Raw genomic sequence first — 11,828 nt, 5'->3', positions numbered from 1 at the left:
GGGCGTTAAACACTTCAAAACACCAAAACCCAACCAACCAAAACCAACCACAAACACCCCAAAACCCGCATCACACACCCAACACACCCAAATCACCCCAAAATCCGACTCGAATCCAACGGAATCACACCAGTCACCAACGACTCGGAAAGCAGAAAACCGGAATCAGCAGCGATTCCTAGAAGACTACGGGGCGGGTTTCGCCGGTTACGACGTGAATCAGCCCTTCCGGAGCATGTTTGCTCTTGGCGATCAGGTTCCAGCGCCACGGGGCGCAAGTGAGGGTCGCAATTGCGAGCCGTTCGGGAAAGCCCGGTTGCCAGCGGGGATGGAAAGACGGTTCGTACATCCAGTCGACCGCTTCCGCCGCTTTATAGAGGACGCGCATCTCCGCGTCATTGTCCTCGGCGGGGCGGGCCGTCATCAGGCCGGCAATTTCATAGCGGACCCGAGCTGTGACCTCTCCTTTATGGACCAGCACCCAACCGCCGCCCATATCGGCCAGTGCGTTGACCGCCTTCGCCATTGCCTGATCGGACGAGCCGATGCACCAGACGTTGTGTTTGTCATGCCCCATAGAACAGCACAGAGCAGTATCTTCGTCCCTTGGCCCGCAACCGAGCCAGAACATCTTGGTTACCTCCCCCTTACCGGAGTAGCGGTCAATGATTGAGAATTTACTAATATTCTGCGCCGCATCGCGCTGCACCATTCCGTTTTCTACCGGCAGGGTGCGGATAGGCACGTCGTCGCTCCAGTGAAACGGGCGCAGAACGGGGGCCTGCATGGTGGTGCGGCCTGCCTTGGCTTTGATGGCGAAATCTTCAGCTGAGAGGTCTCTACCTATATTCACTGTGTTGCGCGCCCAATCGGGCCAGTCGATCTGAACCGGCTTCAACAGATATTCTGTGCCGCGTGAAACCTGCTGACCGTCGGCCCAGACCTCGGCAATCGAGAACTGTTCTGTATCATCCAGCAGCACCAGATCGGCAAACCGGCCCGGTGTCACGCTGCCGACCCACGGGGTCAGACGCATATGGCGGGCCGGATTGATCGTGGCAAGCTGCACCGCGATCTCCATCGGCAGACCAGCCTTGATCGCACAGCGCACGTTATAATCAGACGCCCCCAATCGCAGTGTATCCGTCGCGCTGCGGTCATCGGTGGTGACGGCGACTTGGCTCCAGTCCTTTAATCCCCGTTCGATTAACCCTTTGATAATATCATCCATGGTATGAACGCGGATCTCTATAAACAAGCCGCGGCGCAGCTTGTCCCAGGCCTCCTCGGCGGTCCATGCCTCGTGATCGGAGGCAAGGCCGGCGGCGGCAAAGGCATTGATGTCGGGCAGGTCCCGCAACCCTGCCCCGTGGCCTTCCACCACGCCGCGTGCTTTCATAGTGGCGCCGATCATGGACCACAGTCGCGCGTGGCCCGGATTGTCCGCATGTGTAATAGCAGGCCAGTCCATGACTTCATCCAGCCCCGCTGTCATCGGGCTTTGCATGAAACCGGACTGATCCACACCGTCCAGATGGGCGCCATGTTCCCACCCTGTCGGGGGCACTGCCGATCCGGGCAACGGAAAAATCTTTAGCGGGGAACCAGCCCCGCGCGCGGCGAGCCAGAACTCCAACGTCTGTTTGGGCAATACGTTGGACAGCTCGTGGCTGGCCTCGCACGTCCACGTGTTGCCACGGGGCAGGACCAATGCGGCTTCATACTCTGGTGTAATGTGGGAGCTTTCGATGTGTTTGTGCACCTCTCCCAGTCCCGGCACCGCTGCAAGGTGTTTGCGATCAACCGTTTTCGCAGCCGTGCCAGTATAACTGCCACGCGGGCCAACGAAAGCGATCCGCCCGTCTGCGATGGCAATGTCGGCCTCTTCGATCCAGCTGGCGGTGCCTGTGTCCAGCAACCGCCCGACCTGTAGTAATACATCCGCCGGTTTGCGGCCCAAGGCCACCTGCACGAGCGATTTGCGCAACTCTATTTCTGTGTCAAAGTCGATGTTTCCGGCCATGGGAGCCTCCTGTCGATGGGGCGCTTTTGGACCGCCCGGAATTGTATGTGTCTTTTTTCGTTAGCTGGGGGACCAGCCGTCCGGCGTTTTACGCAAGATCGGCGTAGCGAACGCGCCTTCCACGGGACATGCTTTAACGTGATCTTTCCAGCTTTCGCCCTGCAACATTGCAGCACCAATCACTGTCGGGGTGATATCAAGCACCTCCAACAGCCTAAGAACCGAGGCGATGGAACTGCCCGAGGACAAAACGTCATCGATCACCGCAACGCGCCCTTGCAACAGGGGAACCATGCGCGGATCGAGGTAAAGGCGCTTGCCCTTCCCCGGCGAGGTGATCGAGGACATATCCACCGAAAGCGATTCCTCATACCAGAACTTACGCGAGGTCGAGAGTGGCACCATCCGCGAATGACCGAGCCGCCTTGCCACGGCCTCACCAAGCGGTAGGCCGAGGGTCGGAACAGAGATTATCACATCCGGCGCATGGGGTTTAAGCTGGGTGGCCAATCCATCAGCCAGCGCATCAAGCACGGTAAAGCTCGCCTGATTGAGGATAAGGGACGCCACGCCCCGTTCGCCATCAGCAAGGGCGCGGATCGGCAGCAGGATGGTGTTGTCACGAAATGGCACGGCGTAGGTTTCATTGTCTGGCTGCACGCCTTCAGCCAAATCACTGTGCAGGCTTTGCCATACGTCGGTTCTCATGCTGCTTTCTCCTTGTCTGCCTGCGGGATTTCCGTAGGTTTGCGTCCAAATTGAAAGGACACTTGTTTATGCCGGATACCGCCCTGATGGACCCGACCACCCTTGCCGAACTGAGCGAATTGCGCCGCGATCTGCATGCCCACCCTGAACTGGGGTTTGAGGAGCACCGTACAGCAGAAATCGTTGCGGCCCGTTTGCGCGCTGCGGGTCTGGAGGTGGAAACGGGTATCGGCGGTACCGGAGTTGTGGGGACTTTGCGCAAGGGCAATGGCAATCGCGCGATTGCTTTGCGTGCGGATATGGACGCGCTGGCGATGCCGGAAGAAACTGGGCTGCCCTATGCGTCCAAAGTCGCGGGTAAAATGCACGCCTGCGGGCATGACGGTCACACCACTATGTTGTTGGGTGCGGCCGAAGCGATGGTGGACCGCGTTTTTTCCGGCACCGTGCATTTCGTCTTTCAGCCTGCCGAAGAAGGGCGCGGCGGTGGCAAGGCGATGTTCGATGATGGGTTCCTTGACCGGTTTCCGGTGGATGCGGCCTATGGGCTGCACAATATGCCGGGGCTGGATCTGGGAGTGGTCGCAGCTGTGGAAGGGCCGCAGCTGGCGAGTTCGGACAGTTGGAAAGTAAACTTCCGAGGTATCGGCAGCCATGGGGCGAAACCCCATCAGGGGCGCGATGCGGTCACGGCGGCGGGCGTTTTCCTGTCTCAACTCCACAGCATTGTCGCGCGGGAAGTTGATCCGCTGGAACCAGCAGTGGTGTCTGCCTGCGCGCTGGAGGCTGGCGATTTTGCCGCGCTGAATGTTATCCCCGATGTTGTCCGCATCGGCGGAACGGCGCGGGCCTACTCCGCCGAGGTACGTGACCAGCTTGATGACGCCATCGGACGCCACGCCAAAGGTGTCGCGGCCGGATTCGGGATCGAAGCGGATTATACCTTCATCCGCCGGATTCCGCCGGTGGTGAACGCCCCTGCCCCGACCGCCATCGCGCAGCAAGCCGCTGTGGCCGCCCTTGGCCAAGACCACATGCGCACACAATTTCCGCCATCCACCGCAGGGGACGATTTTGCCGAGTTTGGCACAAGGATTCCCGGTGCCTACGTCTGGTTGGGTATGGGAGAAACCCGCGAGAACGGGCAGCACCACAACACCAACTATGACTTTAACGATGCCTGCATACCCCACGGTGTCGCCTATTGGTGCGCCGTCATCGCCAAAGAACTGGTGTAAAGCGCCTGCCACCTTACCCTGTTTCCTTGATGGAATAATCCCCAGTGATGAAGATCGGGTTAAGGTGGCAGCTTTATTCATTTGAACTCTCAGCCCAGCCAGTGCCTTAGCACGACAACCCCTGCAACAGCGCGGCGCGGGCCCCTTCCGCGTTCACGCCCATCGCAACCTTAACCGTGTGATCGCCCGCCACCAAAGCTCCGGTTTCCAGATCAACTGACAGATTTCGGTCTTGAAGCGTAAACAGTTCCGGGTGCTGCGCCAGCAAAGGCACGCAAGGATCGTGGAGCGGACGGCTCTCAGCGCCGTTTGTCGCGGCGAAATAGGCATCAATCAATTCTGCGGACGCAATGGCGGGCGTGGCACCCGTATCCCGAAGCGCCTTAATGTAGGTTTTATCTGCTCGCAATTGTCGCGTCGCATCCAGCGGGATCAGCGTAAAAGGCAGCCCCGCCGCGAATACGGCAGCTGCTGCATGGGGATCATGGGCGATGTTGAACTCCGCTTTCGGACCCACGTTTCCTGGCTCATTCACCGCGCCGCCCATTGCGATAACCTTGCAAATACGACTTGCAGCCTCGGGTGAGCGATCGAGCAGCAAGGCCAGATTGGTCAGCGGTCCGAGACAGAACAGATCCACAGTTTGCGGCGGGTGGGCCAGCAGAATCGCCGCCATTGCACCGACGGCATCCTCGCTTGTCGGTGGGGCGAGCGGTTCGGGAAACACCACGCCGCCCAGACCGTCATTGCCGTGAATGCCAAGTTCGGGGTTGGCCTCTTTGCCAAGAGGTGCCGCCGCGCCCGCATGAACCGGCGTTTTCACCTGCGCCAACGCACAAATCCGACCCGCGTTTCGGGTTGTCACAGACAGGCCGATATTGCCTGCAACCGTGGTTAACGCTGTGATCTCCTGATCGGGATGGTTCAGCGCGTAAAGGATTGCAATCGCGTCATCTATGCCAGGATCTGTGTCTATTATTATGGTCATGCGCCCAGCTTCTCGATGATGCGCACCCAAGACCGCATACCGCCGCGAAAGCTGGAAAGGTCGTATTTCTCGTTCGGGCTGTGGATGCGATTGTCGAACCGCCCGAAGCCGACCAACAGGGCATCCACCCCCAGTTTATCCCGCAACGCCCCGATAATAGGGATCGAACCGCCGGTCCCACAGGTGGTAGAGCGCCCCCATTCATCCGAAAGAGCCGCAAGCGTTGGCGCGAGATAAGGGTTTTCCCGATCCATCGCCCAAGCCGGAGACAGGCCGTGGTCAGAGAAAGTAACGCTGCAATCCGCAGGCAGTTTTGCCCGCACATGTTCTTGAAACGCCGTTCGGATTTTCTCGGGGTCTTGTCCGGCCACCAGACGGAAAGACAGTTTCGCGTGCGCTTCACACGGAATAACCGTTTTAAAACCGGGTTCGGTGTACCCACCCCAAACGCCATGAATTTCGCAGGACGGGCGGGCCCAGACCTGATGCAGAACGGGGAGGCCTTCCTCTCCTGCGGGAACTTTCAGTCCGACATTTTCGAGAAACCCTGCTTCATCAAACGGCAAAGCGGCCCATTCGGCGGCGGTTTCTTCGGCCAGTTCTTGCACGCCGTCGTAAAAACCTTCAATCGCGACGCCCCCCTTTGCATCGCGCAAGGAAGCCAGCACTTCCGACATCACCGTCAGCGCATTGGCTGCTGCGTTTCCGAACATGCCGGAGTGCAAATCACGATCACCGCTTTGAATGGTCATTTGCTGCCCGACCAGCCCACGCAACATGGTGGTCACGGCAGGGGTTTCGCGGTCCCACATATCTGTATCACACACCAGAACCACATCGCAGGCCAGTTCATCCGCTGCTTTTTCTAGAAAACCCGGAAGCGAGCGGGAGCCGCTTTCCTCTTCCCCTTCAAACAGAAAACTGACGCGGATGGGCAGGCTGCCGTTTGTTTCGATCAGAGCGCGGCATGCTTCAACAAAGGTCATCAACGCGCCTTTGTCATCAGACGCGCCGCGCCCGACGATATGGGTATCGCCCTCAACCGGAACCAGTTGCGGTTCAAACGGTTCGGTGTTCCACAGTTCCAACGGATCAGCGGGTTGCACATCGTAATGGCCATAAAACAACACATGTGGCGCATCCGCTGGGCCATCCAGATGTCCAACAACCATCGGATGGCCGACAGTTTCGCGCACGGACGCATCAGCCTCCATATCCCGCAGTGTTTGGGCCAGCCATTCCGCCGCGCGGGCCACATCGGGCGCAAAGGCCGGATCGGTTGACACGGACGGGATGCGGATGAAATCGAACAGACGCGCCAGACGGTCATCCATTGTTGCGTCGATATGGGAGAGCGTGTCGGTCATTTTCTGCCTCTGTCTTTAGTTACTGTAAATATTTAATCGGCGGCGGTGTCGATCTCGACAATCCGCGCTTTGAACTGTTTGGCCACCTGCAATGCATCGGACAGCGCCTTATCGGCCTCTATCGTATGGCTCTGCCGGTCCTGCATCAGCCAGTTTCCCGCCACCATTGTCCCGGTCACATCAGAGGGCAGCGTGGCGTAGACCAGCATGGAATATATGTCATAGATCGGATGCAGACGGGGATCACTCAGCGAAATCCGGATAAGATCGGCCTGTTTGCCAACCTCTAGCGATCCAATATGATCCGCCATCCGCAGTGTTGCAGCCCCTTCGATCGTGGCCATGCGGATAACATCAGTGCAAGGCAGGATACCACGGGATTTACCGGCGATTTTCTGGAACATGGTGGCAGGCCCAAACTGGGAAAACAGATCGAGCGTATTGCCCGACATTGGCCCATCTGTTGCGATTCCGACCTTAATGCCACGGTCCCGCAGCGCAGTAATCGGGGCGATGCCCCGCCCTGCCTTACCGTTGGAGCGCGCGTTGTAGGCAACATGAACGCCCCGCTCTGCCATCAAATCCATATCGGATTCGGTCGGGTACATCACATGGGCCGCCACCAGAGCCGGGGTTAGCAGACCTGCGCGATCCGCAGCCTCGACCGTGGTGCAACCGTGGTTCTCTTTCGCCCACGCGAGTTCCGGTTCCGTTTCGGCCAAGTGCATTTGCACGGGCAGATCGGGGTGGGCGGCAGACCATTCTGCCACCCGCATCATCCCGTCAAGTCCGGTAGAATATGGCGCATGGGGCGCCGCCGAAGCGGTGACACGCGGATGGTTTTTATAAAGATCAGCCAGCGCATCAAGACGGGCAAACGCCTCGTCAAACGTTTTGTGATCAGGGGCGTCGAAGTTGGCGATGGTCTGGCCGACCACGCCCCGCAACCCGCTTTGATCCAGAACCGCGCCGATGCGATCCTCAAAGTAATACATATCCGCAACCGTGGTGACACCACCGCGGATCAGTTCCAGCGCGGCGAGTTCGGCACCCACGGCCACAACTTCTTCTGTAACAAGGGCGCGTTCCAGCGGCAGGATATAACGGAACAACCTGTCGTCTACATCCTCGCCCAGACCACGAAACAGGGTCATGGGCATATGGCAGTGGGGGTTGACCATGCCCGGCATGATCAAATCACCATCCACATCAAGTACCGGACCGCGATCACCCGGCGCATTCCCTGCGCCGAGTGCTGTGATTCTATCCCCGTCGAACGCGATCCAGCCGCGTTCTATTTCGCTCATCTGCCCGTCAATCGTCAGAATACGGGCATTTGCGATGACAGACATCAGGACTCTGTCGGTAGCAGGCAGCATTGCTCCGGCTGAGGCACAAGTACCGCAGCACTTCCGCTTTCAAGCGGTGTTGCCTGTGGGCCGTTCGCCATCACAATCCCGCCTGCAGTTTCGCAATGATACTGGTAGGCACGACCAATATAGGTGCGCATCCCCAGCTGTGCCGGAATACCCGAACCAGTGGATTCGGGTTCGACCAACAGACCCTCGGGACGGGTCGCGAACAGGAACTTCTTCGACGGAATGGTGAACTGGCTTTTGGGCAGATCGATCTGCACACCGCCGGCCATTTGCGCACGCACCGCATCGCCAGCTTCGGCCACCGCTTCCATTTCGATCATGTTGTCAAAGCCGACAAAATCCGCAACGAAGGCATTGGCGGGTTGGGAATAAAGAACCTCGGGCGTATCGAGCTGCATGATCTTGCCGCCCTTCATAATCGCCACCCGATCCGAAATCGAAAACGCTTCTTCCTGATCGTGTGTCACGTAAAGCGCCGTGGTACCGTTGGCCTGTTGCAGGCGCCGGATTTCCACCCGCATATCCACCCGCAGTTTTGCATCTAGGTTTGAAAGCGGCTCATCAAACATCAGCAGTGGTGGATCAATCACCAGCGCGCGGGCCAGTGCAACCCGCTGGCGTTGACCACCGGACAGATTGGCTGGGTGCCGGTCGGCCAGTTCGCCCAGCCCGACCCGTTCGATCATCGTATCAACACGTTTTTTACGTTCGGCGGCGGAAATATTTCGCTGCTTCAGGCCAAAGCCCACGTTGTCCCGCACTGTAAGATGCGGAAACAATGCATAGGTTTGGAACACCAGACCAATATCCCGCGAATGGGCTGGCAACCGCGTCAGATCGCGATCACCGAGTTTGATGGAACCGGAGGTCGGCTCAAGAAAGCCCGCTACCAAACGCAGCGTGGTTGTTTTGCCACAGCCAGAAGACCCGAGCAGTGAAACCAGCTCTCCTTCAGCGATATGCAGCGACAGATTTTCCAGCACCTGCGTGGTGCCATAGTGGGCGTTGATGTTTTCAAGTGTCAGAGATTGGGTCATTTTGTCAGGAAAGTAAGTCCAAGGGTCCGTTCAACCACAGCCATTACGGCGACTGTGACACCCATCAGCAGAACCGAAACCGACGCGATTGTCGGATCGAAGAACTGCTCCATGTGGGCCAGCAACTGGATCGGGAGAGTGGAGACGCCGGGTCCGGTCAAGAAGATCGAAATCGAAACGTCGTTAAGGGAGGTAATAAAGGCCAAGATGAATCCGGCAATGATACCTGCGCGAATGTTGGGCAGGACCACGGTGAAAAACGCCTTGATGCGGGGGCACCCAAGGGACACGGCGGCCTCTTCGATGGAAAAGTCAAAACTGTTCAGCGATGCCCCGACCACCCGCACCGTATAGGGCAGAACGATCAACGCATGGCCAACCAACAGCGCCAGTGTAATCGGCAGGCCGATACCGCTCGCCAGTGATTTCATCAACGAAAAGCCCAGCACGATTTCCGGAATCAGGATCGGCAGCACAAAGACGTTGCCCAAAAAGGCCGGCAGCTCGATCCGGTAGCGCGCCAGCGCATAGGCGGCCGGAATCCCGATCAGCATCGAAAGGGTCGTCCCCCCGACTGCCAGCATAAAGGACGTGCCCATCGTGCGGGTAAAGGCCGAAATCTCAAAGATATTGGCGAACCAGTGCAGCGTCAGCCCTTGGGGAGGAAACGTCAGATACGTCGTGTCGGACAGCGCAGAGCCGATAATCACGACCAGCGGCCCCAGAAGGAACAGAAACGTCAGAACCGTCAGAACGATCAGAACAGGGTGAATACGTGTTTTCATAATACTTACCCTGCCATCGGATTCAGTTTGCGGGCCGCTTTGGACATCACCAGAACCGTAGTCAGCGTCACCACAACCATCACAGCCGCAATGGTAGATGCTCCAACCCAGTCAAATGTGACCATCGCCCGTTGGTAAAGGAACGTCCCCATCATCATCTGACGCTCGCCCCCCAGAAGTTGCGGCGTCGCATAGGATGTGAACGATCCGGTAAACACCAGTACCGCCCCGACGATCAGTCCGGGAACCGCCATCGGCAAGACAACCTGCCGGAACGCCGCCGCAGGGGTCGCCCCAAGGGACGCCGCCGCATCGGTCATATCCTGCGGAATGCCTTCCAGAACACCAACAAGTGTCAGAATCATCAGCGGCACAAACAGATAAACCATCGCCACGATCACCGATCCTTGCGTGTACAGCATGGACAAGGGCTCTGCTATGGCGCCGATACTCAGGAGGAAATTGTTCAGAATGCCGTTTTTGCCCAGTATCACCAGCCACGCGAAAGACCGCACAACTACGCCGGTCAACAAGGGGAAAACAGCCGCGATGATCAGCAAGCTTTTGATCCGTCCAGGCATGCGGGCGACAACCCAAGCCGTGCAAAAACCGATCGCGACAGAGATAATAGTGGTGATCAAAGCCACCTCCATCGTGCGCCACAGAACGGTCATACGAAAGCGAGAATTAAAGAACGCGGCATAGGTCGAGAACGGCCCCTTCGGATCCCCGAACGTGGTGGCAAAGGTTGCCAAAACCGGCAGCCCGAGAAAGATAAAGACCAGTAATATGGCCGGTGTCGCAAGCAGCCATGCGCGCAGGCGGTTAGACATTGGACTTCCTTTGAAAAGAAAAGGCGGAGCATATTTGGATGCTCCGCCTCATAAACGATGCTGTTAAAATATTACAACCCGAAGACTTCATTCCAGCGGTCGATCCAGTCGATCTTCGCCGCGTTCATCTTGGCGTAATCCATCTGGTTCAGCTTCGCGATAGCCTCTGGACCATAAGTCCAAATCGCAGCCTGCTCTGGTGTCAGTTCAACCCCAGTGTGAACCGGCGCATCGACACCCTGTTCTGCGTTAACCTGTTGAACTTCTTTGGACAGTACGAAGTTGATGAACTTATAAGCCAAATCAACTTTCTCGGCGCCCACTGGAATGTTCACAGTGTTCAGGGTCGCAATATCGCCGTCTTCCAACGTGGCCCATGTCATGGTCGGCACAGCTTTTTGCAAGGAAGACAGGGTGAAATCCTGCGCAATCGCAATCGAAGCTTCGCCTGTGGAAATCAGGTTTACCATTTCGGAACCCGTGTTGTAGTTCTTCACCGAATTTGGCTTCAGCGCTTCAATCGCTTCAAAAGCACCGTCGGCATCTTCAAACGCATTAACACCGGCTTTTTTACCAGCTTGAACCACAACCATAGGACCAGCCGTCGTTGTGATGCCCGGCAGAGTTACCTTGCCTTTCAAATCATCGCGCCACAGGTCGTTCCAGGATGTGATCGGTTCGACCGTCGCAGAATCGTACACCACACCAGCACGCCCGACGCTGTAGGCCGGTCCGTATCCGCCCTGAGGATCTTGCGCGAGCTCATAGAGATTTTCAATATTAGGGAGCCGCGAACGATCCAGCTTCATAAATGTGCCCGCTTCCACACCCAACTGGGAATAGCTGTCCGTCAGGTAGATCACATCCACCCCTTTACCGCCACGCGCTTGCAGTTTGCCTAGGCGATCGGAGTTGTTTCCGGTCTCGAACACAACTTCGCAGCCGCAGATTTCCTCGAATGGCTCCACAATATTCGCTTTAAGCTTTTCGCCGTTGTACCCCCACCACGAGATAGTGAATGTTTCGGCCTGGGCAGCAGTGGTTGCGAGTGCCGCGACACAGGTGGCAGTCAAGAGAGCAAGCTTCATCGAATTTCCTTTTAAATTGCAAGTTAAGCAGATGCGCCTCAGCATATCCGGTATTTCGGTCAAGGCAAGATACAGGCCTAGGCGATTACCCGTGTTAATTGCTTTAAATCCAATTTGCTTAACCTGTGTTCAACTTACGCATGTAAGCGACAAGTTACGAGCAACATCAGGTTTATGCAGTAAGGTCCTGCGTAAAAAATTCAGGCCGGTGCAACAAGCGGCTTAAAAAAAGCGGCTCAGCCGAAATGCGATTCTCGGCAATCTGGTAAGGGAAAGATTTTTTCTTTTTAGAACGTCAAAAGCCGCCCCTTTTGGGCGGCTTTAGGTTGATTCTTATATCGTTTAGAGATTTTTTTATCGAATACTTACTAGGTTTGGCAGT

The 11,828-nt window shown here is 57.1% G+C and carries 10 protein-coding genes; 1 reads left to right on the top strand and 9 read right to left on the bottom strand.

The window, feature by feature from the left end; translation table 11 throughout:
- Window positions 1-178: 178 nt before the first annotated feature.
- Both IEX10_RS19755 and IEX10_RS19750 read right to left on the bottom strand, forming a co-directional pair.
- A complete protein-coding gene (locus IEX10_RS19755) occupies window positions 179-2,023 on the bottom strand; it encodes an adenine deaminase (RefSeq protein WP_188679021.1) in 1,845 nt (614 codons plus the stop codon).
- A 60-nt stretch (window positions 2,024-2,083) separates the two neighbouring features.
- A complete protein-coding gene (locus tag IEX10_RS19750) occupies window positions 2,084-2,731 on the bottom strand; it encodes a phosphoribosyltransferase (RefSeq protein WP_188679019.1) in 648 nt (215 codons plus the stop codon).
- A gap of 68 nt (window positions 2,732-2,799) precedes the next feature.
- On the opposite strand from IEX10_RS19750, the gene IEX10_RS19745 reads away from it, so the two are divergent.
- Window positions 2,800-3,969 carry an amidohydrolase gene (locus IEX10_RS19745; protein WP_188679017.1) on the top strand — a complete coding sequence of 390 codons (1,170 nt, stop codon included), beginning with the start codon at window positions 2,800-2,802 and terminating at the stop codon, window positions 3,967-3,969.
- 106 nt (window positions 3,970-4,075) lie between these two features.
- Here the strand turns inward: IEX10_RS19745 and IEX10_RS19740 are convergent, their stop codons facing one another.
- From IEX10_RS19740 to IEX10_RS19710, 7 genes are all read right to left on the bottom strand, one after another.
- Window positions 4,076-4,957 (bottom strand): nucleoside hydrolase, encoded by an 882-nt coding sequence (locus IEX10_RS19740; protein WP_188679015.1) that lies wholly within the window; start codon window positions 4,955-4,957, stop codon window positions 4,076-4,078.
- The gene (locus tag IEX10_RS19735) at window positions 4,954-6,324 is read right to left on the bottom strand and encodes a M20/M25/M40 family metallo-hydrolase (protein WP_188679013.1); all 1,371 of its coding nucleotides are present in this window, start codon (window positions 6,322-6,324) and stop codon (window positions 4,954-4,956) included. Before IEX10_RS19735 ends, IEX10_RS19740 begins: the two co-directional genes overlap by 4 nt.
- Window positions 6,325-6,356: 32 nt before the next feature.
- A complete protein-coding gene (locus IEX10_RS19730) occupies window positions 6,357-7,676 on the bottom strand; it encodes an amidohydrolase family protein (protein ID WP_188679011.1) in 1,320 nt (439 codons plus the stop codon).
- Window positions 7,676-8,740, bottom strand: a complete 1,065-nt coding sequence (locus tag IEX10_RS19725; RefSeq protein WP_188679010.1) for an ABC transporter ATP-binding protein — start codon at window positions 8,738-8,740, stop codon at window positions 7,676-7,678. Before IEX10_RS19725 ends, IEX10_RS19730 begins: the two co-directional genes overlap by 1 nt.
- Complete coding sequence (locus IEX10_RS19720) at window positions 8,737-9,525, bottom strand: ABC transporter permease (protein ID WP_188679009.1); 789 nt, start codon at window positions 9,523-9,525, stop codon at window positions 8,737-8,739. Before IEX10_RS19720 ends, IEX10_RS19725 begins: the two co-directional genes overlap by 4 nt.
- Before the next feature lie 5 nt (window positions 9,526-9,530).
- Window positions 9,531-10,358, bottom strand: coding sequence for an ABC transporter permease (locus IEX10_RS19715; RefSeq protein ID WP_188679008.1), 828 nt, complete (start codon window positions 10,356-10,358; stop codon window positions 9,531-9,533).
- Between the two features lie 71 nt (window positions 10,359-10,429).
- Complete coding sequence (locus tag IEX10_RS19710; RefSeq protein ID WP_188679007.1) at window positions 10,430-11,446, bottom strand: ABC transporter substrate-binding protein; 1,017 nt, start codon at window positions 11,444-11,446, stop codon at window positions 10,430-10,432.
- Window positions 11,447-11,828: the final 382 nt, after the last annotated feature.

The organism is Neptunicoccus cionae, from assembly GCF_014643735.1.
GTDB lineage: Bacteria > Pseudomonadota > Alphaproteobacteria > Rhodobacterales > Rhodobacteraceae > Amylibacter > Amylibacter cionae.
This window is presented reverse-complemented; position numbering and strand designations above follow the sequence as displayed.

Coding starts and splice junctions, on each gene's coding strand:
- IEX10_RS19725 (WP_188679010.1), bottom strand. CDS start 8,740: ATGACCCAATCTCTGACACTTGAAAACATCAACGCCCACTATGGCACC.
- IEX10_RS19755 (WP_188679021.1), bottom strand. CDS start 2,023: ATGGCCGGAAACATCGACTTTGACACAGAAATAGAGTTGCGCAAATCG.
- IEX10_RS19720 (WP_188679009.1), bottom strand. CDS start 9,525: ATGAAAACACGTATTCACCCTGTTCTGATCGTTCTGACGGTTCTGACG.
- IEX10_RS19735 (WP_188679013.1), bottom strand. CDS start 6,324: ATGACCGACACGCTCTCCCATATCGACGCAACAATGGATGACCGTCTG.
- IEX10_RS19730 (WP_188679011.1), bottom strand. CDS start 7,676: ATGTCTGTCATCGCAAATGCCCGTATTCTGACGATTGACGGGCAGATG.
- IEX10_RS19750 (WP_188679019.1), bottom strand. CDS start 2,731: ATGAGAACCGACGTATGGCAAAGCCTGCACAGTGATTTGGCTGAAGGC.
- IEX10_RS19715 (WP_188679008.1), bottom strand. CDS start 10,358: ATGTCTAACCGCCTGCGCGCATGGCTGCTTGCGACACCGGCCATATTA.
- IEX10_RS19745 (WP_188679017.1), top strand. CDS start 2,800: ATGCCGGATACCGCCCTGATGGACCCGACCACCCTTGCCGAACTGAGC.
- IEX10_RS19740 (WP_188679015.1), bottom strand. CDS start 4,957: ATGACCATAATAATAGACACAGATCCTGGCATAGATGACGCGATTGCA.
- IEX10_RS19710 (WP_188679007.1), bottom strand. CDS start 11,446: ATGAAGCTTGCTCTCTTGACTGCCACCTGTGTCGCGGCACTCGCAACC.